We start from the raw sequence: 20,279 nt of genomic DNA on the forward strand, positions 1-20,279 counted from the left end.
TCCCGACCGCCTACTCCACCGCGCTACTCCACCGCGGTCTTGATCGGCTCGGCCGCCGGCTCGTGGTTGCGGATGCCGATCGCCGACACCACGCCGCCGACGATGAGCAGACCGGCCGTCGCCAGCATGGCGCGGTGCATCCCGTCGACGTCGAGCTTCTGGCCGACGACGATCCCCGCCATCGCGACGGTGAGCAGTCCCGCGATGCGGGCGACCGCGTTGTTCACCGCAGACCCGATGCCCGCCTGGCCCGGGTGGATCGAGCCCAGGATCGCGCTGGTGAGCGGCGCGACCGTCATCGAGAGGCCGACGCCGAACAGCAGCACCGCGGGCAGCAGCTCCAGCCAGTAGTTCACCACCGGCCCGATCATCAGCAGCCAGAGGAAGCCCACCGACGCGACGATCGGCCCGACCGCCATGAAGAACCGGGGGCCGTACTTACCGGCCAGCCCGCCGAAGTAGCTGGACAGCAGCAGCATGCACAGCGTCGAGGGGATGAACACGAAGCCGGCGACGAACGCCGAGAACCCGGCGACCTGCTGCAGGAACAGCGTGACCATCAGCGGCCCGAACGACAGCGCGCCGTAGACGAAGGCGGTCGCGAGGTTGCCCACCCAGAAGTTGTGCACGGAGAACAGGCCGAGCGGCAGCATCGGCTGCTTGACCCGCGTCTCGGCGAAGAAGAAAGCCGCCAGTGAGAGCACGCCCACCACGAACGGGATCCAGACCCGCGGGCTGCCCCAGCCGTAGGCGCCCTGCTCGATGAGCGCGAACACCGTCCCGGCCAGACCGACCGAGCCCAGCACCGCGCCGAGGATGTCGACGCGGCCGCCCGTCCCCTTGTCGGTGTCGCCGAGGGTCATCATGAGCACGAGCGTCACGGCGATCGGCACGACGTTGATGACGAACACCCAGCGCCAGGACAGCGCGTCGACGAAGAAGCCGCCGACGACCGGTCCCGCGATCATCGCGATGCCCGTCCACGCCGTCCAGCGACCGATCGCCTTCGCCTGGGCCGGTCCCTCGAAGCGGGAGATGATGATCGCGAGGGAGGACGGCACCAGCAGCGCGCCCGCCACACCCTGGAGCGCACGGGAGAGCACGAGGAAGACGCCGGTCGGCGCGAACGCGCACAGCAGCGAGGTGATCGCGAACCCGATCAGCCCGACGTAGAGGATGCGCTTGCGCCCGAACACGTCCGACAGGGACCCGGCGATCAGGATCAGCGACCCGAGAGTCACCAGGTAGGCGTCCACCACCCACTGCTGCAGGGGCAGGCCGCCGCCGAGCTCCCGGTCGATCGCGGGCAGCGCGACGTTGATGACGGCTCCGTCGAGGAACGCCACGAAGCTGGCCAGGATCGCGATGAGAAGGACGCGCAACTGCAGTGACGTCATCTTCTCCGTGGCCATGTGCTCATTCAACGACCCGGCCGCCTCATAGCGCAAGGCGGGAGCGCGCGGGCGTACGGTTTCCCTGTGTCCGAGTTGTCGCACTCCGAGCGATCCTCCGGCCGTCGGGGACCGAGCCCGACGACGCTCATCCGCGCGGGCTGGATCGGGGTCCTCCTCGTCACGGCCGCCTTCCACGCCATCCGCGGCGCGCCCGCGGACGCGGCGATCTATCTCGCGGGCGCGGCCGTGCTCACCCTCGACGCGCTCGGCTGGCTGCGCGTCCCGCTCCGGATGCCCGCGGACCGGGACACCCTCTCCCGCCGCGTCATCGCCGGCACCCTGATCGCCGTCGCCTCGCTCACGCTCGGCGTCACTCCGCTCTACAGTCCGGCGGACACCGCGATCGTGGTGGAGCTCGGCGTGCTGCTCCTCCCGGTGGCCTGGTCGGACCGCTCCCGCCCGGACGCCGGTCCGCCAGGCGCCGCCGTCCGCCGCGCGGCGATCCTGTGGTCGATCGTCCTCGTCGCGGGCTGCGTCTGGGAGATCGGCGTGTTCTTCCTCGGCCGCGACCTCACGGGCAGCGAGAACGCCTATCCCGCGCTCTCGGACCTCATCGACCCGCTGCTGGCCTGGCCGCCCGCCCGCGTGCTCCTCGTGGCCTGCTGGCTGCTCGGCGGCTATGCGCTGCTGCGCCGCGGGAGGGCGTCATGACACGCGGGAGGGCGTCATGAGGTGGGTCACGATCGGCGGCTTCGTGCTGTGCGGGCTGCTCATCCTCGCTCTCGTCGTCCAGTCGCGGCGTCGGCCCGACCGCATCGCGCCGCTCGGCAGCCTCCTGGACCGGGTCATGGCGGACCGCGCCGCCCGGGTCACCATCCTGCTGTTCTGGTGGTGGATCGGCTGGCACTTCCTGGTCACGCCGCCGACCGCGTGAGGCGCACGCCGCCTGCGCTCAGTTGTTGCCCTTGGTGCAGGTCTGCTGCGCGGCCGTCTGGCCGGTGACGCTCTTCGGCAGCTCGACGGTGCCGGAGGCGCCGGTCGGGGCCGGCGTTCCCGACGCGCCGACCGGAGGGGCCGTCGTGGCTGCGCCGGTGGGGGTTTGGCTCGGAGCAGGCGCGGGCGTCGGCGTCGCGGTGGCGTTCGGGTCCTCGGCGGCGCGACCGGTCGTCCCGGTCAGCATGACCGGCTGGTCGTTGACCAGCGCCTGGTTCACCGCCGTCGACGCCTCCTCGTCCGGCACCACGCGGTTGACGTCGTCCGGGTCGGTCACGGCCGGGTACTGCAGGAAGACCATGTTCTGCAGCCCGGTGTCCTTGAGCGCGAGCGCGATCTCCACGAGCGTCGTCGGGTTGGTGAGCGTGTCGGACGGCGTGATGTTCTGCACCGCCGCCTTCGCCAGCGCGTACAGCTGCACGGGGTTGCCCAGGACTCCCCCGCTCACGATCTTGCGCGCCAGCGCGGACAGGAACACCTGCTGGTTGGAGATGCGGCCCAGGTCGCTGCCGTCGCCGACGCCGTGCCTGCTGCGCAGGAACGAGAGCGCCTCGTCGCCGACCAGCGTGCTCTGGCCGGCCGGGAGGTCGAGCGGCGGGTTGGTGTAGTCGTCCTTCACCTTCGACGCCAGGCAGACCGTGACCCCGCCCACCGCCGTGGACATCGCGCTCACGCCGTCGAAGTTGATGACGGCGCCGAACGGGATGGTCACACCAGTCAGCTTCTCGACCGTCAGCACCACGCAGGCGAGGCCCCCGCGCGAGAGCGCCGTGTTGAACATCGCGTACGACGAACCGCTCACCGTGCCCTTGCCGTCCGGGGTCGGGCAGGTCGGGATGCGCACCATCAGGTCGCGCGGGAAGCTGACGACGACCATGCTCTTGTGGTCCTCGGCGATGTGCAGCAGCATCGTGACGTCGTTGTTGCCCTCGCCGCTGCTCGCGTCCTGCTCCGCCGCGGAGCTGTAGACGCCGCCGAGGCCGCTGCGGCTGTCGGTCCCGGCCAGCAGGAGGTTGACGCCGCCCGGCAGGGCCGCGACGTTCGGGATGTCCTGCGGGATGGTGGTGTGGCCGGGCAGGGTGACCAGCGCTACGCCGTGCTTCACGGACCGCGCCACATCCCAGACCGCGTAGGCGGCGACCGACGCGCCGCTGACCAGCACCACGGCGACGACGGCGGCGAGCAGCTGGAAGACCGCGGTCACCGGCCTCCGTCGCGGCAGGCGCCCGTGCCGCACCGGCGCGGGCCCGCGCACGCGCAGGCGGCGCGGTGGCTCGTCGGTCATGCGGAATCCCCCGGGAACGTGCGGACAACTGGGCTGCTGGAATCCTAGCGACGCGCGCTTTCGGGTGGGGCCGGGGCGCGCGGTCGGTGCGGAAGGTGAAAGGGCGGACGATTCGAGCGCCCGGCGGGGTGAACCCGCCGGGCACGAGGGCCCGGGCGCGCCCTCCGGCGCCGTGGATTCCCGTGCGAATGGTGCGGATCCGCCCGTCCCGCGGCCGCCGTCCATCCTGGAATACCGGTGCTACGTTCACGTCGCCGTCGGCCAGGAGGCCGGCTCCGACCGTGAGGGAAAGGCAATGATGCAGGAAGCCGCAGCGTCCGAGAGGCGCGGAATGTCCAGGAGAACCAGAGCGGTGATCGGCCTGGGGGCCGTCGTCGCGATCGCGGCGGGTGTGACCGCTGCCGCCTTCACCGATTTCGCCAACCTCAACCTGGGGACCAACGGAATCGGCGCCGACCAGTACAACATCCAGGTCGTCGACACCGACCCCGTCACCGGCGCGCAGATCCCGGGCCAGTGGCAGGAGGCCGACACGCCCGCAGGCGCGCCGATCGAGATCACCGGCGCGAACACGATCTTCCCCGGCAGCGCGCCGATCTCGGTCGACATCCCGGTTCGGAACGCCTCGGCCACGCTGAGCTCGACCCTCACGGTCGGGCTCGCGCAGCTCCCCGACACCGCGACGGACATCACGGACCCGGACTACCTGTCCAGCCTGCGGTTCTCCGTCTCGCAGCCCGCGACGTCCCTGAGCCCGACGGCGATCAGCGTGACCGATCAGACCTACGCCCAGCTCAGCGCGCTGCAGCTCAACAACCTCGCCGCCGGTGAGGTGTCGGACGTGACCATCCAGATCCAGCTGCTCAGCCAGGCGCAGTCCGGGGCCACCTTCGACGACAACTCCCTGAACGGGAAGAAGGCGTTCATCCAGGCGCAGTTCAACGGCACGTCGACTCCCTGATCCGATGTCCTCCTCCACCATGCCGGCGCGTCGACGGTGGCGTCGCCCCGTCCTGTCCGCCGCGGGAGTGTGCGTCGCCTCGGCGATCGCCGTCACCGCCGCGAGCACAGTGAACTGGTCCGACGTCGTCGTCGCGCTCGACGGGAGCACGAACACCTTCGATCTGCAGGTGGCCGGCTCCGACGTGCCCGGCTGGGAACCGACCGCGGGCGAGTGGCGGCAGGGCCGCCCCGACCCCGTCGTCGTCGCGCTGCCCGCGGCCGTGCTCGAGCCGGGGTCCTCGGTCCAGGCCAGGGTCGCGGTCCGCAACAGCAGCCCGAGACTGGCCGGATCGATCAGCGTCCACCTGATCGATCCGGCCACCCCGAACGCGCTGTTCCCCGAACTGCGCTTCACGATCTCCGAGGGAGGCCACGTGTACGCGGCCGCAGCCCCGCCCTCCGGCGTGGCGGACATCCCGCTCACCGGCCCCACCGCGGCGGGCGCCGACCGGGTGCTCGACGTCGAGGTCAGCCTGCCGGCCGACGCTCCGGCGACGGTGACCGGGGTCGTGACGCCCATCCAGCTCATGTTCACGGGGGTCAACCTGTGAGCGGGCGCCGCCGCCTCATCCCCGGCGTCGCGGGCCGCCGGGGTGCGCTCGCCGCGACGGGCCTGCTGGCGGTCAGCGTGGCCCTCGCACTGTCGGCCGTCCAGACCACCTCGGCCGCCTTCACCGACCAGTCGGCTCCCGGCCTCGGGACCGGCGGCGCGGTGGGCGGCGGCTACAACATCGCCTTCCTCGACTCCGGCGGGGCCGTCCAGGAGGGCGACCCCACTCCGTTCGCGCTCGACACCTCCGGGAGCGGGACCATCGCGGTGGACGCGTCGGCCGGCGTCGACATGAGGGTCGTCACCACGACCGCCGCCACCGGGCCGGTGCGGCTGACGCTCTACAACGCGTACGCCGGCAGCCGGCCGGCCGATCCCGGGGGCACCGGTCCCGGCGCCGATCCGTACGACTATGCGCTGTACACGATCTCCGTGGACGGCGCGGTCGTCCAGACCGCGGCGACCGCCGCCGCGATCGACTCGTCGCCGCCCGTCATCACAGGCTGGACCCAGTCCGTCCCGAAGACGATCCAGGTCCAGGTGTCCCTGCCGCACGCCGTCGGCAACGCGTACGTGTTCAACCGCACCCTGGTGCTCGGCGTCCGATTCGACGGGAGCACCTCGTGAGGCGCGTCGCCGTGGTCGCGGCCGCAGCGCTGCTCGCCGTCGGCGGCGTGCTGCCGGCCGCCGGCGCCGCGCACGCGGCGGACCTCGTGACCGTCCAGATGCCCGGCCCCGGCCACCGGACGACGTGGTCGACCACGGTCCAGAACCCGGCGTCCTCCACCGCGACGGTCGTCCTCGCCGTGGCGGACGTCGGCGGCCCCGCGTCGCAGCTCGACGACGAGCTCCAGGTCAGCGTCCGGGTGGACGGCGCCACCGTGATCGCACAGACGCCGCTGCGCCGGCTGACGGGAGGCGCGCCGGTCCCGCTCGGGACGGTGGCCGCCGGAGGCGCGAAGACCGTCTCGGGCGACGTGCTCCTCTCCTCGGCGGCCGGCAACGACTACCAGGGCCTGAGCGCGCAGTTCACGCTCCGGCTCAGCTCCGTCGAATCGCAGGCGCCGCCGCCGCTCGCCGACACCGGCCTCACCGTGATCGGGGTCGGCGTCCCGCTCGCCCTCATCGCCCTGGGCGTCCTGCTCCGCCTCCGTCGCCGAAAGCCGAGGGAACAGCTATGAAGAAGAGAACGCACCGCGTCGCGGGCGTCGCGGCTCTGGCCGTGACGCTGGTGGCCCTGGCCTTCGCCCCGTTGGCCGCCGTCCCCTCGACCACGGCCGCGTACACCGACACCGCTGCGGCGGAGACGTCCCCGACCCAGACGCCGCTGCTCACCCAGACGACGCGGATGACTCCGACGAGCACCTACCTGGAGAACACCGCGACCGCCCTCCAGGACGACGGCACCCTGTGGGTGTGGGGCTTCCGCGGCAACGGCCTCGCCGGGAACGGCACGCTGACCGTCCCGTCCACCGCGCCACCCAGTCCCGTGGTCCTGCCGAACGACGGCTACACCGGCACGGACCACCGCTACATCGTGAAGGTCGCCGGGACGAGCCTCGACAACTACTACCCGACCGACATCAACTACACCGGGCTCGCGGCGCTCTCCGACGACGGCCGGGTCTACACCTGGGGCGGCAGCAGCACGAACAACATCATGGGACGGCCGAGCACGCCGATCCCGTACACGCAGCCCGGGCCGGTCGCCATCCCGGGGACCGTCGTCGACCTCCGCTCCACCTCCAGCGTGCTCCTGGCGCTGACCAGCACCGGGGACCTCTACACCTGGGGGTACGCGGAGGGACGCGGCATCACCGGGCAGGGCACCGCGACGGCATCCTCGCCTGCGCCGTCGCTCATCCTGTCGGGCGTGCACAGCATCGGCGCCGGGATGTGGAACGGCTGGGCGATCCGCGGGAACTTCGACGCGAGCGACCCGAACACGGGGGTGTTCTGGTGGGGCTGGGCGAACGCCGGATCGGCCTACGCCTCCGACCCGTCCGGCGACAGCCTGGGGGTGAGCCGGTACACCCCCTTCCGATCGAACGTCCTCTCGGTCTACGCCCAGACCGGCTGCGATTCGGTCGGCGTCGTGATGGGGTCGGCGGCCGACCAGTGCCTCATCCGATCGATGACCGGCCACTACTACGGCAACCAGGTGAACGTCCAGGGGCAGCTGCTGACCTGGGGCGACGCGACGAACTACGGCACCGGCCGTGCCTACGTCTCCGGGCCGGTCAGCGCCACCCCGCTAATTCTGGCGATGCCGAACGACGACCCCGTCACCGCGGTCGCCCCGACCCAGGACTACGTGCAGGTGCGCGGCGCGTCCGGCCAGGTGTACATCTACGGCCGGTACTCGTTCGGGCGCGGGCCCGACCCCACGCAGGGCACACCCTCGCTGACCAACCTCGTGACGCCCGCCCAGATCCTCCCGCTCGGCAGCGCCGTCACCGCCCTCGGCGGGTTCGGCTACTCCGGGACAGCGCTGAACGCGGACGGCTCGTTCGTGTCCTGGGGCGGCGGTACGGCCGGCGGTAACAACAACACCTACTCCTCGATCATCAACAGCTGGGGCGCCAACACCACGCCCACCACCGCGGTCCAGGGGCTGACGACGATGATCACGCCGGGGTCGTGATGGGGCAACGGAAACGGCACAGGAGACCGGTCCGGCGGCGGATCGCACTCGCCACCATCGCCTCCGGCGCGCTCGTGGTGACGGCCACGCTCCTCACAGCCGGCCAGACGATGAGCGCCTTCACCGACCAGGCCATGCTGAACCTCGGAACCGACGGCGTCGGAGCCCACCCCTTCGACATCGTCTCGGTGCTCCCCGGCGAGCAGGTCGCCGAGGCCCTGCCGGGCCAGGGCGTGGCGGTGCCGATCTCCGGCGACGACGGGTTCGTGCCCGGCCGCACCATCACAGTGGACCTCGGCGTCGCGAACAACACCCCGGACCTCGCCGCCGCCGTCACCGTGACGGTCAAACCGTCCGACCCGGGCGGCACCGGCCAGGTCGGCAGCAGCCCGAACATCACCCCGTTCCTCCGGGTCACCGTCGTCGACACGACGACGGGGGCCCTCCTGGTCGGCGGAAGCGCCACCGACCCGACCCAGGGCGCCCCGGTGGCGTCCGCGTCGGGAGTGATCGGGCGCCTCGCGCCGCGCGGCGCACCCGCGCTCGCCGACGGCAGCACGTGGGTCCCGGGGAACGCCGGCAGCCGCCACGACCTGACGATCACCCTGTTCTATGTCGACACCCCGGACACGGCCGCCTACAACAACGGCCGGTCCGCACTGGAGGTGGAATTCGATGGCACGTCGACCCCGTGAGCGCCGCCGCTCGCCGATGCAGCTGCTGGGCTCGGTCCTGCTCACGCTCTCGGCGGTGGCGGGCGCCGTCGCGATCGTCGCCGTCATCGTCTGCGCGGTCGCGGGGATGCGCCCGGTCGTGGTGATCTCCGGTTCGATGGAACCGACCCTGCCGGTCGGCTCGCTGGTCTTCTACCGCACGGTCCCCGCCGCGGACGCGCGTCCGGGCGAGATCGTGACGGTCCCCCGCCAGGACGGCGGCACCGGCCTCATCACCCACCGCGTCGTCAGCACGACGACCACCCCGGCCGGCACGACGCTGCGACTGAAAGGCGATGCCAACAAGACGGAGGATCCGCTGCCGTACCACGTCACGTCCCTGGGGGCGTATGTCGGGAACGTCCCGGTGGCGGGCACGGTCGCGCTCGCCGCACGGACGCCGCTGGGGATCGCGGCGGTGGGGACGTATGTCGCGGTGATGGTGGGCGTCATCGTGTTCGGCCGGCGGCGCGAAGGCCCGGCGCGCTCACGGACTCGAGGGCGCCGGGTGGCGCCTGCTGCGGAGTGAGGGAGCTCAGTCCTGCACCAGGACGTTGTCCGACAGCTTCGTCCACCCGGGCCGGAGGTCGCCGGAGGTGACACCGTGCCGGATGAACTCCGCTGCGACGTTCGCCCGGTCGAGCGTGAGCGCGATCCGCTCACCGGCTCCGCACGACGACGCCCACGTCGCGGGAACCGTGTCCTGGTACAGGATCAGGCACACCACGTCGAACTTCTCGCTGAGCTTCTTCGCCAGGTAGATCTCGACCCCGCGATGGCTGGCCACGTGGCGCGCCGTCTCGGGGTCGAACCCGTTCCCGGCGACGAGCCCGGCCGGCAGGGCGTCAGCGGCGGTCGCCGTCCGCTCCAGCGCCGGGACCGAGTCCGAGGCGCACCCGGCCAGCAGCATGCTAGCAGCGATCGTCACCGCGACCGCGGCGCGTCGTCGAACGTCTCTGTTCACTGTGTCCCCCTTCGCCGCAGTCTAGTGAGGTGCCGGAGGCGACAGCTTCAGGGACGGCGTCGCAGCCGGCCGAGCACGGAGAGTCCGGCGTTCTGGAAGCGGATCGAGAACAGCATGCTGAGGAAGAAGCCGATCAGGCCGCCGATGCCGAGCGCCCACATCGAGGCCGGGGCCGGCAGTACGAACTGGGCCAGGAGACTGGCGACGAGGACGTAGACGAAGGAGCACAGGAGCGCCACCGCGATGCCGAGGTCCCGACGGCGAGCCTCCTCGCTCCGCTCCGGGATCGTGAGCTGAAGCAGGACGCCGACGACCCGCCGGCGGACGACCAGGACCGCTGTGGCGAGGATCGCGATCCAGACGACACCCACGATCGCGACGAAGTCGTTCATGACAGGCACACTAACGCAGAAGGCCGGCTTCCGAAGAAGCCGGCCTTTCCGTTTCGGTGGATCTGAGGGGACTCGAACCCCTGACCCCCTGCATGCCATGCAGGTGCGCTACCAGCTGCGCCACAGACCCGTATTCAATTTGAACTGCATTTCCCGGGTCTCCCCGGGCAACTCATCAAGCGTACTACACGCGGGCGGCGCAACGTAAATCGGGCGCGCAGCCCGGGCGTGTGGCCGCCGGACCGCTAGTCCGCGGTGTGGACTGGCAGCTCCAGCGGGAGGACGGGGCAGTCCTTCCAGAGGCGCTCGAGGGCGTAGTACATGCGGTCCTCCTCGTGGAAGACGTGCACGACGAGGTCGCCGAAGTCGAGGAGGATCCAGCGGCCCTCCGACTTGCCCTCGCGGCGCAGCGTGCGGACGCCGGCCTCGTTGAGGCGGTCCTCCACCTCGGAGGCGATCGCGATCACGTTGCGCTCGACCGAGCCGGACACCAGGAGGAACGCGTCGGTCAGCGGCAGCGGGCCGGAGACGTCGAGCGCCACCAGGTCGATGCCGCCCTTCGAGTCGGCCGCCGCGGCGGCGAGCTGCAGGATGTCCCGAGCGTGCGGGGAGGCGGTCACAGAGAGTCCTTCGGAAGAGAGCGGTGAGGAAGGGAGCGGGTCGGCACGGCGCGGGTCATCAGAAGACGTGGAGCACGTACGCCGCGATCAGCAGGCCGATCACCCCGACGGCGAGCACGCCGGCGGTCACCATGAGCACGACGGGGAGCGCGTTGCCGCGCTTCTTCGGCGGGGCGATCACGCCGCGCGTCGAGGTGTGCGTGCTGATGGCGCGGGAGGCGCGCACGGGCGCGACCTCGGAGGTGTTGAACTCGTTCTCCTCGCTGTCCAGCAGCCGGTCGATGTCGGACGAGTCGATGCGGTCGTGCGCGCCGGTCGCCCCCATCGTGCGCGGGAGGTCGATCGAGCCCGTGACGAGGATCTCGCCCGTGCTGGTCAGCGGCCCGGTCGCGTCCGCCTGCGGGAGCGACGGGAGGATGAGCGCGTTGGTCGTCGTCGCGGCCGTCGAGTGGCCGACATTGCGGGAGGTGATCGGCTCAGAGCCGTCCTCCAGCTCGGCGGCGGTGGACCAGTGGCCGGTCGGCGGGGTGAAGGGACGGCGCTCCTGCGCGGAGGTGTCCTCCTCCGCGGGCGTTGCCGGAGCGGGCGTTGCCGCAGCGGGCGCGGCCGGAGCGGCAGCGGCCGGGACAGCGGCCGTCGGAGCAGCGGAGCTCGGCGCCCCGAATGCGGTGAAGACCGACGTCGGCGACGACGTCACGTCGGTGTCGGCCGGCGCGGACGGCGCCACGGCGGGCGCCGCGCTGTCGGTGAACGCGACGGGCACGATCGGCTCGGCGATGGCCGGCGAGTGGTTCGCCTGCTGGTTGGCGGCCTGCGCCTGCAGCATCGCCCGGAGCTCGCGGCGGGTCAGGGTGCGCTCGCCGTCCGTCTCCGGCTCGGACGCCTGCGCGGCGGAGCCGGGCAGCACGGCCATCGGCTGCGTCACGGGCTCCGGCTTGGACAGGTCGGGAGACTGGCGGAAGAGGTCGAAGGAGGACGCGTCGGACCCGGGCTCCGTGGTCGCGCGCTGCGGCGCGCTGAAGAGGAGGTTGTCGAAGCTGCCGCCCGAGGACACCCCGGGCTCGGCGAAGGCGGTGGCGGGGATGGCCGGGGCCTGGGCCTCGTCGTCCTGCGGAGCGGCGTCCCGTGGGACGCCGGGGGTCGACGAGGTCTCGGGGATCTCCCCCGCCGGCGTGGTCTCGGAGGTGCCGGCACGGCGCGACGCCTGACGAGCCGCCGTGCGCTCGTTCTCTCTGGCCTGTCGCCGTGTCTGCGGCGGCGGGCTCGCTTCCGCTGGCTTCTCAGGCCATAACGTCATGCCACGCTCCGATACAAGTGATGTTTGGAGATGTACTGGACCACCCCGTCGGGGACGAGGTACCAGACGGGGAATCCCCTGCTCACCCGGCTCCGGCAGTCGGTGGACGAGATCGCCAGGGCCGGAACTTCCAACAAGCTTACGTCCTGTTTCGGCAATCCAGAAATATTGAGGTCGTGTCCCGGGCGACTCACAGCCACGAAATGAGCGAGCTTCCACAGCTCGTCGATGTCGCGCCAGCTGAGGATCTGCGCGATGGCGTCGGCGCCCGTGATGAAGAAGAGCTCCGCGTCCGGGCGCTCCTCGCGCAGGTCGCGGAGCGTGTCGATCGTGTAGGTCGGGCCGACCCGGTCCACGTCGACCCGGCTCACGGTGAAGCGCGGGTTGGAGGCCGTGGCGATCACCGTCATCAGATAGCGGTGCTCCGCCGGCGTGACCTCGCCCTTCTGCCAGGGCTGACCGGTGGGGACGAAGACGACCTCGTCGAGGTCGAACGACTGCGCGACCTCGCTCGCGGCGACCAGGTGGCCGTGGTGGATCGGATCGAACGTCCCGCCCATCACGCCGATGCGTGGACGGCTCTTCTCGGTCAGCTGCATGCGTGGCGGCGGCTCAGGCCGGGAGGACTCAGTGCCCCTGGGTCGGGTGGCCGGTGCCGTGGTGGGTGGCGCCCGGGGCCGCGGCGTGCGACGCGGCGTCGGGAGCCGAGCGGTGGCTGTGCCGGTTCGACACGTCGCGGAAGCTGAAGAGGACACCGAGCAGGCACAGGAAGATGACGATCGCGATCGTGCCGTAGGCCCAGGTGGGCATGGGCAGCTCGACGTGGGCCTCCGCTGCTGCTGCGGCGAGGATGGTCGTCAACTGGGACATCGGTGGTGTTCCTTTCGGGGCGATGCGGCGCGAGGCCGCTCCTCAGTCTAGTGGTCGGTCACGCGCGGATCTGGCCGGACCCGCGGACGACCCACTTGGTGCTCGTCAGCTCGGGCAGCCCCATCGGGCCGCGGGCGTGCAGCTTCTGGGTGGAGATGCCGACCTCGGCCCCGAAGCCGAACTCGCCGCCGTCGGTGAAGCGGGTCGAGGCGTTCACCATCACGACCGCCGAGTCGACCTCGGCCAGGAAGCGCTCGGCGTTGCCGAGGTCGTTGGTGACGATCGCCTCGGTGTGCTGGGTGGAGTAGCGGCGGATGTGGGCGATCGCGGCGTCCAGGTCGTCGACGACCCGCACCGAGATGTCGAGGCTCATGTGCTCCGTCGCGTAGTCCTCGTCGGTGACGGGGACGCCGCCCGGCGCGTACGGCAGCGCCGTCTCGTCGGCGTGGATGGTGACGCCGGCCTCCGCGAGCGAGCCGAGCACGGCGGGCAGCAGGCGCTCCGCCGCGCCGCGGTGCACGAGCAGGGTCTCGACGGCATTGCAGACGCTCGGCCGCTGGACCTTGGCGTTGCGGACGATGTCCACCGCCCAGTCCTCGCGCGCGCTCTCGTCCAGCACGATGTGGACGACGCCGGCTCCGGTCTCGATTACGGGGACGCTGGACTGGGTGACGACGGCCTGGATCAGGTCGGCGCTCCCCCGCGGGATCAGCACGTCGACCAGGCCGCGGGCGCGCATCAGCTCGGTGGCGCCGTCGCGGCCGAATTCGTCGATGGTTTGGGCGGCGTCCGCCGGCAGGCCCGCGCTCACGAGGGCGTCGCGGACGACCTCGACCAGCACCGCGTTGGTGTTGAGCGCCGCGGTGCCGCCGCGGAGGACGACGGCGTTGCCGCTCTTGATCGCGAGCGACGCGATGTCGATGGTGACGTTGGGGCGCGCCTCGTAGATGGCCCCGACGACGCCGAACGGCACGCGGGTCTGGGCGATCTTCACGCCGTTCGGGAGGTCGCTGCCGCGCACCACCTGGCCGACGGGGTCGGTCAGCGCGACGACCTCCAGCACGGCGTCGGCGAGCCCCTGCAGCCGGGCCGGGGTCAGCGTCAGCCGGTCCAGCAGGCCGGCGGACAGGCCGTTCTCACGGCCGTTGGCGAGGTCGAGCGCGTTCGCGGCGAGGATGCTCTGCTCGGCCGCGAGCACGCCCTCCGCGATCGCACGCAGCGCCGCGTTCTTCCGGTCGGTCGTCGCGGTCGCGAGCGGGAGCGACGCGGCCTTGGCGGCGACGAGGCGATCGGCCACGCTCCGATCGGCGGTGGCGGCGGGGGCGGCGACGGTCGAGGACATGCGTCAAGTCTAGAGCGTGGCGGCCTGCGCGGCCTCGGCGTCGCCCACCGGGGCGGAGGCGGCCGAGACGCCGTCCGCGGCGTCCTCGGCGCTGGGCGCCGGCGCGAACCAGGTGCCGACCGTCTCGCCGCGCAGCGCCTCCGCGACCAGCGTGGTCGCCGTGAGGATGACGGCGGTCCCGCGCTCCGCGGCCTGGCGGGCGGCGGACACCTTGGTCAGCGCTCCCCCGGTGCCGACCCCGGAGAGCCCGGTCGAGCCGATCTCGACGCCGGCGAGGTCGTCGCCCCAGCCGACGTGGCCGATGCGCTCGGCGCCGGGCTCCTGCGGAGGCTTCGTGTAGAGGGCGTCGACGTCCGAGAGAAGGACGAGCAGGTCGGCCTCCACCAGCAGGGCGACGAGCGCGGCCAGCCGGTCGTTGTCGCCGAACCGGATCTCGTGGGTCGCCACGGTGTCGTTCTCGTTGACGATCGGGAGGATGCGCAGGTCCAGCAGGCGCTCCATCGCGCGCTTGGCGTTGCTGCGGTGGGTCGGGTTCTCCATGTCCCCCGCGGTGAGCAGCACCTGCCCCGCCACGATCTCGTAGCGGTCCAGGCTGTCCTGGTACCGGTAGATCAGCACATTCTGGCCGACGGCGGCGGCCGCCTGCTGGGTCGCCAGGTCGGTCGGGCGCCCGTTCAGCGCCAGGTACGGGATGCCGGTGGCGATCGCGCCGGATGACACCAGGATGACCTGCGAGCCGCGGCCGTGCGCCTCGGCGAGGGCGTCGACGAGCGGTCCGATCTGTCCCGCGTTGTCACCGCTGATGGACGACGAGCCGACCTTGACGACGATCCGTCGGGCGGTCGGGACCTGGGCGCGCTCGTCGATCGTCATTCCCTGCCCGTCTCCTCACTCGACGCACCCGAGTCCTGGCCGTCGTAGTCGTCGTAGTCGTCGTCCTGCCAGAGCCCGGCCTCCTTCTCGCGGAGGAGCTCCGCGCGGGCCTCGGCCTTGCCGTCCATGCGGTCGAAGTAGTCCTCGCGGCGCTGCGCGCGGGTGGGGCGGGCGCTCTGGTCGATACGCGCGTCCGTGCCGCGCGGCGCCGTGATCAGCTCGGCGGTGGAGGTCAGCGTCGGCTCCCAGTCGAACACCACGCCGTTGTCGCGGCCGATCACGACCGTCGAGCCGGCGACGGCGCCTGCAGTGAACAGGCGGTCCTCGACGCCGAGCTTGGCGAGCCGGTCGGCGAGGTAGCCGACGGCCTCGTCGTTGGCGAAGTCGGTCTGGGCGACCCAGCGCTCCGGCTTCGCGCCGAGGATGCGGTACACCGGGCCGTCCGAGCCGCCCTCGACCTTGACGGTGAAGCCGGCGTCGTCCACGGCCTTGGGGCGGATGACGATGCGCGGGCGGATCTCCGCCTCGGCGGCCTCCGCCTTCCGCGCCTCCTCGACCAGCTCGGCCAGCGCGAACGACAGCGCGCGCAGGCCCTCGTGGCTGACCGTGGAGATCTCGAACACGCGGTAGCCGCGCGCCTCCAGGTCCGGGCGGACGAAGTCGGCGAGCTCGCGGGCGTCCGGGACGTCGATCTTGTTGAGCGCGATCAGCTGCGGGCGCTCCAGCAGGGGCACCTGGCCCTCCGGCACCGGGTAGGCGGCCAGCTCGCCGAGGATGACCTCGAGGTCGCTCAGCGGGTCGCGGCCGGGCTCCAGGGTGGCGCAGTCGAGGACGTGCAGCAGGGCGGAGCAGCGCTCCACGTGACGCAGGAACTCCAGGCCCAGGCCGCGGCCCTCGCTCGCGCCCTCGATCAGCCCGGGGACGTCGGCGACGGTGTACCGGACGTCGCCGGCCTGCACGACGCCCAAGTTGGGATGCAGCGTGGTGAAGGGGTAGTCCGCGATCTTCGGCTTCGCCGCCGAGAGCGCGGCGATCAGGCTCGACTTGCCGGCGGACGGGTAGCCGACGAGGGCGACGTCGGCGACGGTCTTCAGCTCGAGGAGGATGTCGCCCTCCCAGCCGGGCGTGCCGAGCAGCGCGAACCCGGGCGCCTTGCGCTTCTGGGTGGCGAGGGCGGCGTTGCCGAGGCCGCCGAGGCCGCCCGCGGCCGCGACGAAGCGCATGCCGGGCTCGGTCAGGTCGACGAGCTCCTCGCCGTCGGCCGACTTCACCACGGTGCCGACCGGGACCGGGAGCTCCAGCTCCTCGCCGGTGTGGCCGCTGCGGTGGTCGCCCATCCCGAAGCCGCCGTTGTCGCTGGAGCGGTGCGGGTGCCGGTGGTAGCCGAGCAGCGTGGTGACCTGCGGGTCGGCGACGAGCACGATGTCGCCGCCGTTGCCGCCGTTGCCGCCATCCGGGCCGGCGAGCGGCTTGAACTTCTCGCGGCGGACCGAGACGCACCCGTTCCCGCCGTTGCCCGCGCGCAGATGCAGTGTCACGCGATCCACGAACGTGGCCATCAGGGTGCTCCTCGGTTGTGTGTGAAACGACGGATGGGCGGGCCGAAGCCCGCCCATCCGTGAAGTGCAGTCGTGGGTGAGGCTCAGGCCTCGACGGCCACGATGTTGACGACCTTGCGGCCGCCCTTGGTGCCGAACTCGACCGAGCCCGCCGCGAGGGCGAACAGGGTGTCGTCGCCACCGCGGCCGACGTTGGCGCCCGGGTGGAAGTGGGTGCCGCGCTGGCGGACCAGGATCTCGCCGGCGTTGACGGTCTGGCCGCCGAAGCGCTTCACGCCGAGGCGCTGCGCGTTGGAGTCACGACCGTTGCGAGTGGAGCTCGCGCCCTTTTTGTGTGCCATGTCTTCTTCTCCTCGAGAGGTTCTGTCGGCTACTTGATGCCGGTGATCTTGACGCGCGTGAGCTCCTGACGGTGGCCCTGGCGCTTCTTGTAGCCGGTCTTGTTCTTGAACTTCTGGATGACGATCTTCGGGCCGCGCAGGTCGCCGAGGACCTCGGCGGTCACCTTCACCTTGGCGAGGGACTTCGCGTCGGAGGTGATCTTGTCACCGTCGACGAGCAGGACGGCGGCCAGCTCGACGTTGCCGTCCTTGTCGGCCTTGATGCGGTCCATCGTCACGATGGTGCCGACCTCGACCTTCTCCTGCCGGCCACCGGCGCGCACAACTGCGTAAACCACTTTCACGTACCTTTTCGTCGGGGATCAGCTCCCGGCGACGCCGTGGATCTGTCCTGCTCTTGTTTGTTCAGGGAGTTACTGGCGAGCTCGCGCCCGCCGATGGCGGCGGGTGGCTCTCAGAAAACCGTGCGGGTGAACCGGCAACCGGCACACACCAACGGTCAACTTTACCCGACGCCGCACGACCCGTCAATTCAGCGAGGGAGCGCCGGGACCGACCGGAACCCTGGACGGGACCGGTTCCTACAATCATTGTATGACGGTCCTGATCGATCCCCCGGCATGGCCCGCCCACGGCATGTTGTGGTCGCACCTGGTCAGCGACGCGTCGCTCGACGAGCTGCACGCGTTCGCCGCCGCGGCGGACATCCCTGCGCGGGCGTTCGACCTCGACCACTACGACGTGCCGGAGCGCCGCTACGACGAGCTCGTGGCCGCCGGGGCCCTCCCGGTGGACGGCAAGGAGCTCGTCACGCGACTGATCGCCAGCGGTCTGCGCGTGCGGGCGCGCGATCGCGTGCGCCGCCGCTGAGCGGGTCAGCGACGGCGCACGCGACGGGGCTCAGTCCTCGGGCTGCTCGCCGGCCTGCGCACCGGGGATCTGCCCGCCGGTGATGACGGCAGTGCTCGCGCGGCGGCCGCGGCTGCGGCCCTGGCCGGGCGCCTTCGGCTGCGGGAGGGCGTCCAGCACGGAGTCGAGCAGCAGCTCGGTCTCCACGGCGGTCGCGACCGGCGCGTGGGTCACGGCAGCGGCCGGCTCGGGCAGCTCGATCACGGGGAAGTCGAGGTGCGGGTGCTCGTCGGCGGCCGGAGCGGGCTCCTGCGCCGGGCCGGGCTCGGCCGGGGCCTCCGCCGCCGGGGCGTCGGCCGGACGCTGCTCGTCGCGCGGGCCCTTGCCCTTGCGGCGGCGCTTCTTGGGCGCGGCGTCGACGGTGGGCGCCGGGGCGTCCTGCGTGGCGGGAGCAGGCTCGGCGACCGGAGCGGCCTCCCCCTCGTGGTGCGGGTGGATGGTCGAGGCCGCGATCTGGGCGAGCCCCTTCTTGGCGTCGTCGGTGAGCGCATGCGTGCCGTTGGTGTGCGGCGCCGCGGACGGCTGCTGCGGGCCGCCGCCGTTGCCGCCGCGGCCGCGACGGCGCTCGTTCTGCGGCTGCTGCTGCTGCGGCTGGCGGTGCTTCACCACCGGGTCGTGGTGCACGATGACGCCGCGGCCGGCGCAGACCTCGCAGGCCTCGCTGAAGGTCTCCAGCAGGCCGAGGCCGAGCTTCTTGCGGGTCATCTGGACGAGGCCGAGCGAGGTGACCTCCGCGACCTGGTGCTTGGTGCGGTCGCGGCTCAGGCACTCGATCAGGCGGCGCAGCACCAGGTCCCGGTTGGACTCCAGCACCATGTCGATGAAGTCGACCACGATGATGCCGCCGATGTCGCGCAGCCGGAGCTGGCGGACGATCTCCTCGGCCGCCTCCAGGTTGTTCTTGGTGACCGTCTCCTCCAGGTTGCCGCCGGAGCCGACGAACTTGCCGGTGTTGACGTCCACGACGGTCATCGCCTCGGTGCGGTCGATGACCAGCGAGCCGCCGGACGGCAGCCAGACCTTGCGCTCCAGCGCCTTCTCGATCTGCTCGGTGATCCGGTACTCGTCGAACGCGTCGCGGTCGCCGCTGTAGGCCTCCACGCGGTCGATCAGGTCGGGCGCCACCTGGCGCAGGTAGCTCTCGATGGTCTGGCGCGCGTCGTCGCCGGCGATGACCAGCTTCTGGAAGTCCTCGTTGAAGACGTCGCGGATGATCTTGATCAGCAGATCGGGCTCGCTGTGCAGCAGCGCGGGCGCCTGCTGGGTCTCGACCTGGCGGCTGATGTCCGCCCACTGCGCCGTGAGGCGGGTGACGTCGAGGGTGAGCTGCTCCTCGGTGGCGCCCTCCGCCGCCGTGCGCACGATGACGCCGGCGTTCTCCGGGAGGACCTCCTTGAGGATCTTCTTGAGGCGCGAGCGCTCGGTGTCGGGCAGCTTGCGGCTGATCCCGTTCATGGAGCCGTTCGGCACGTAGACCAGGTAGCGGCCCGGCAGCGAGATCTGGCTGGTGAGGCGTGCGCCCTTGTGGCCGACCGGGTCCTTGGTGACCTGGACGAGCACGCGGTCGCCGGCCTTGAGCGCGAGCTCGATGCGGCGCGGCTGGTTGCCGGTCTCGACGGCGTCCCAGTCCACCTCGCCCGAGTACAGCACGGCGTTGCGGCCGCGGCCGATGTCGACGAAGGCGGCCTCCATGCTCGGCAGCACGTTCTGCACGCGGCCGAGGTAGACGTTGCCGATGAGCGAGGCCTCCTGCGACCGCGCCACGTAGTGCTCGACCAGGACCTTGTCCTCGAGGACGCCGATCTGGATGCGGCCGCCCTTGGAGCGGACCACCATCTGGCGGTCGACGGACTCCCGGCGCGCCAGGAACTCCGCCTCGGTGATGACCGGGCGGCGGCGGCCGGCGTCGCGGCCGTCGCGGCGGCGCTGCTTCTTCGCCTCCAGGCGGGTGGAGCCCTTGACCTTCTGCGGCTCGGTGATGAGCTCCGGCTCGCGCGGAGTGCGGACCTTGACGACGGTGTTCGCCGGGTCGTTGGACTCGGTCCGGCCGTTCTCGCCCGCGCGGCGGCGGGCGCGGCGACGGACGGTGCCGGTCGGCTCCTCGTCGGGCAGGGCGGGCAGCGGGACGATGTCCGGGGCCTGGAACAGCAGGGTCGTCGGCGGCAGGCCGGGGATGACCGCGCCGGTGGCGTCGGCCTCCTCGCCGTGCCGCTCCGGCAGGGCGGGTGGCTCGTGGCCGTCGGCGGCCAGGGTGGCGACGTCGACCGCGGACTCCTCGGTGACGGCGACCGTCACGTCGGCGACGGGCGCCTCTGGCGTCTGCTCGGCGGGCGTCTGCGCCTGCTCGGCGGGCGCCTGAACGGCGTCGACCTGCTCGGCCGCCACCTCGCGCTCACCGGCGAAGACCGGCGTCTCGGTCGTCCCGGCAGGACGGGTCACCCGTCTGCTGCCGAAGATCCCCCGGCGCCTGCGGCCTCCCGTTCCCTGTTCGTTGCTGTTCGTGCTGTCGATATTCTCGTTTTCCACCATCG

Annotated in this window: 24 protein-coding genes and 1 tRNA gene; 10 read left to right on the plus strand and 15 right to left on the minus strand. The window is 71.8% G+C overall.

Annotation, left to right across the window (positions count from 1 at the left end; translation table 11 throughout):
- Positions 1 to 23 precede the first annotated feature (23 nt).
- Positions 24 to 1,412 (minus strand): MFS transporter, encoded by a 1,389-nt coding sequence (locus HNR13_RS12380; protein ID WP_246312753.1) that lies wholly within the window; start codon positions 1,410 to 1,412, stop codon positions 24 to 26.
- Between the two features lie 66 nt (positions 1,413 to 1,478).
- Between HNR13_RS12380 and HNR13_RS12385 the strand changes: the two genes are divergently transcribed.
- Together HNR13_RS12385 and HNR13_RS12390 are read left to right on the plus strand one after the other, a co-directional pair.
- Positions 1,479 to 2,105 (plus strand): hypothetical protein, encoded by a 627-nt coding sequence (locus tag HNR13_RS12385; RefSeq protein WP_179606160.1) that lies wholly within the window; start codon positions 1,479 to 1,481, stop codon positions 2,103 to 2,105.
- Positions 2,106 to 2,121: 16 nt separating this feature from the next.
- Positions 2,122 to 2,328, plus strand: a complete 207-nt coding sequence (locus tag HNR13_RS12390) for a DUF6186 family protein (RefSeq protein WP_179606162.1) — start codon at positions 2,122 to 2,124, stop codon at positions 2,326 to 2,328.
- Between the two features lie 18 nt (positions 2,329 to 2,346).
- Here the strand turns inward: HNR13_RS12390 and HNR13_RS12395 are convergent, their stop codons facing one another.
- Positions 2,347 to 3,672 carry an LCP family protein gene (locus HNR13_RS12395; RefSeq protein WP_179606163.1) on the minus strand — a complete coding sequence of 442 codons (1,326 nt, stop codon included), beginning with the start codon at positions 3,670 to 3,672 and terminating at the stop codon, positions 2,347 to 2,349.
- 331 nt (positions 3,673 to 4,003) lie between these two features.
- Between HNR13_RS12395 and HNR13_RS12400 the strand changes: the two genes are divergently transcribed.
- From HNR13_RS12400 to HNR13_RS12430, 7 genes are read left to right on the plus strand one after another with little or no spacing between them, the layout of a single operon-like run.
- The gene (locus HNR13_RS12400) at positions 4,004 to 4,633 is read left to right on the plus strand and encodes a hypothetical protein (protein ID WP_179606165.1); all 630 of its coding nucleotides are present in this window, start codon (positions 4,004 to 4,006) and stop codon (positions 4,631 to 4,633) included.
- A gap of 4 nt (positions 4,634 to 4,637) precedes the next feature.
- Positions 4,638 to 5,225, plus strand: a complete 588-nt coding sequence (locus HNR13_RS12405; protein WP_179606167.1) for a hypothetical protein — start codon at positions 4,638 to 4,640, stop codon at positions 5,223 to 5,225.
- The gene (locus tag HNR13_RS12410) at positions 5,222 to 5,851 is read left to right on the plus strand and encodes a hypothetical protein (RefSeq protein ID WP_179606169.1); all 630 of its coding nucleotides are present in this window, start codon (positions 5,222 to 5,224) and stop codon (positions 5,849 to 5,851) included. The genes HNR13_RS12405 and HNR13_RS12410 overlap by 4 nt, the downstream gene beginning before the upstream one ends.
- The gene (locus HNR13_RS12415) at positions 5,848 to 6,405 is read left to right on the plus strand and encodes a hypothetical protein (protein WP_179606171.1); all 558 of its coding nucleotides are present in this window, start codon (positions 5,848 to 5,850) and stop codon (positions 6,403 to 6,405) included. The genes HNR13_RS12410 and HNR13_RS12415 overlap by 4 nt, the downstream gene beginning before the upstream one ends.
- Positions 6,402 to 7,868, plus strand: a complete 1,467-nt coding sequence (locus HNR13_RS12420; protein WP_179606173.1) for an RCC1 domain-containing protein — start codon at positions 6,402 to 6,404, stop codon at positions 7,866 to 7,868. The genes HNR13_RS12415 and HNR13_RS12420 overlap by 4 nt, the downstream gene beginning before the upstream one ends.
- Positions 7,865 to 8,563 carry a hypothetical protein gene (locus HNR13_RS12425; RefSeq protein WP_179606175.1) on the plus strand — a complete coding sequence of 233 codons (699 nt, stop codon included), beginning with the start codon at positions 7,865 to 7,867 and terminating at the stop codon, positions 8,561 to 8,563. Before HNR13_RS12420 ends, HNR13_RS12425 begins: the two co-directional genes overlap by 4 nt.
- Positions 8,544 to 9,110, plus strand: a complete 567-nt coding sequence (locus tag HNR13_RS12430; RefSeq protein ID WP_179606177.1) for a signal peptidase I — start codon at positions 8,544 to 8,546, stop codon at positions 9,108 to 9,110. The genes HNR13_RS12425 and HNR13_RS12430 overlap by 20 nt, the downstream gene beginning before the upstream one ends.
- Positions 9,111 to 9,116: 6 nt before the next feature.
- On the opposite strand, the gene HNR13_RS12435 is transcribed toward HNR13_RS12430, so the two are convergent.
- From HNR13_RS12435 to rplU, 12 genes are all read right to left on the minus strand, one after another.
- Positions 9,117 to 9,545, minus strand: a complete 429-nt coding sequence (locus HNR13_RS12435) for a hypothetical protein (protein ID WP_179606179.1) — start codon at positions 9,543 to 9,545, stop codon at positions 9,117 to 9,119.
- 47 nt (positions 9,546 to 9,592) lie between these two features.
- Positions 9,593 to 9,937: a hypothetical protein gene (locus HNR13_RS12440; protein ID WP_179606181.1), complete on the minus strand. Its 345-nt coding sequence runs from the start codon at positions 9,935 to 9,937 to the stop codon at positions 9,593 to 9,595.
- A 57-nt stretch (positions 9,938 to 9,994) separates the two neighbouring features.
- Positions 9,995 to 10,067 (minus strand) — tRNA-Ala (locus tag HNR13_RS12445).
- A 115-nt stretch (positions 10,068 to 10,182) separates the two neighbouring features.
- Positions 10,183 to 10,557, minus strand: coding sequence for a ribosome silencing factor (rsfS, locus tag HNR13_RS12450; protein WP_179606183.1), 375 nt, complete (start codon positions 10,555 to 10,557; stop codon positions 10,183 to 10,185).
- 58 nt (positions 10,558 to 10,615) lie between these two features.
- Positions 10,616 to 11,854 (minus strand): hypothetical protein, encoded by a 1,239-nt coding sequence (locus HNR13_RS12455; protein WP_246312754.1) that lies wholly within the window; start codon positions 11,852 to 11,854, stop codon positions 10,616 to 10,618.
- Complete coding sequence (nadD, locus tag HNR13_RS12460; protein ID WP_179606185.1) at positions 11,851 to 12,453, minus strand: nicotinate-nucleotide adenylyltransferase; 603 nt, start codon at positions 12,451 to 12,453, stop codon at positions 11,851 to 11,853. Before nadD ends, HNR13_RS12455 begins: the two co-directional genes overlap by 4 nt.
- Before the next feature lie 28 nt (positions 12,454 to 12,481).
- On the minus strand, positions 12,482 to 12,724 hold the full coding sequence (locus tag HNR13_RS12465; protein WP_179606187.1) for a hypothetical protein: 243 nt from the start codon (positions 12,722 to 12,724) through the stop codon (positions 12,482 to 12,484).
- A 58-nt stretch (positions 12,725 to 12,782) separates the two neighbouring features.
- Positions 12,783 to 14,066 (minus strand): glutamate-5-semialdehyde dehydrogenase, encoded by a 1,284-nt coding sequence (locus HNR13_RS12470; RefSeq protein ID WP_179606189.1) that lies wholly within the window; start codon positions 14,064 to 14,066, stop codon positions 12,783 to 12,785.
- 9 nt (positions 14,067 to 14,075) lie between these two features.
- Positions 14,076 to 14,939 carry a glutamate 5-kinase gene (proB, locus tag HNR13_RS12475; RefSeq protein WP_179606191.1) on the minus strand — a complete coding sequence of 288 codons (864 nt, stop codon included), beginning with the start codon at positions 14,937 to 14,939 and terminating at the stop codon, positions 14,076 to 14,078.
- Positions 14,936 to 16,498 (minus strand): GTPase ObgE, encoded by a 1,563-nt coding sequence (gene obgE, locus HNR13_RS12480; RefSeq protein ID WP_179606193.1) that lies wholly within the window; start codon positions 16,496 to 16,498, stop codon positions 14,936 to 14,938. The genes proB and obgE overlap by 4 nt, the downstream gene beginning before the upstream one ends.
- Before the next feature lie 83 nt (positions 16,499 to 16,581).
- A complete protein-coding gene (rpmA, locus tag HNR13_RS12485; RefSeq protein WP_179606195.1) occupies positions 16,582 to 16,839 on the minus strand; it encodes a 50S ribosomal protein L27 in 258 nt (85 codons plus the stop codon).
- Positions 16,840 to 16,868: 29 nt separating this feature from the next.
- Positions 16,869 to 17,177: a 50S ribosomal protein L21 gene (gene rplU / locus HNR13_RS12490; RefSeq protein ID WP_055916382.1), complete on the minus strand. Its 309-nt coding sequence runs from the start codon at positions 17,175 to 17,177 to the stop codon at positions 16,869 to 16,871.
- Positions 17,178 to 17,433: 256 nt separating this feature from the next.
- Here rplU and HNR13_RS12495 point away from each other — a divergent pair, with 256 nt between their 5' ends.
- On the plus strand, positions 17,434 to 17,709 hold the full coding sequence (locus tag HNR13_RS12495) for a DUF4031 domain-containing protein (protein ID WP_179606197.1): 276 nt from the start codon (positions 17,434 to 17,436) through the stop codon (positions 17,707 to 17,709).
- Positions 17,710 to 17,739: 30 nt separating this feature from the next.
- Here HNR13_RS12495 and HNR13_RS12500 read toward each other — a convergent pair whose 3' ends face one another.
- A complete protein-coding gene (locus tag HNR13_RS12500) occupies positions 17,740 to 20,277 on the minus strand; it encodes an Rne/Rng family ribonuclease (protein WP_179606199.1) in 2,538 nt (845 codons plus the stop codon).
- Positions 20,278 to 20,279: the final 2 nt, after the last annotated feature.

The sequence above is a fragment of the Leifsonia shinshuensis genome, from assembly GCF_013410375.1.
In the GTDB taxonomy this organism is placed as follows: domain Bacteria; phylum Actinomycetota; class Actinomycetes; order Actinomycetales; family Microbacteriaceae; genus Leifsonia; species Leifsonia shinshuensis.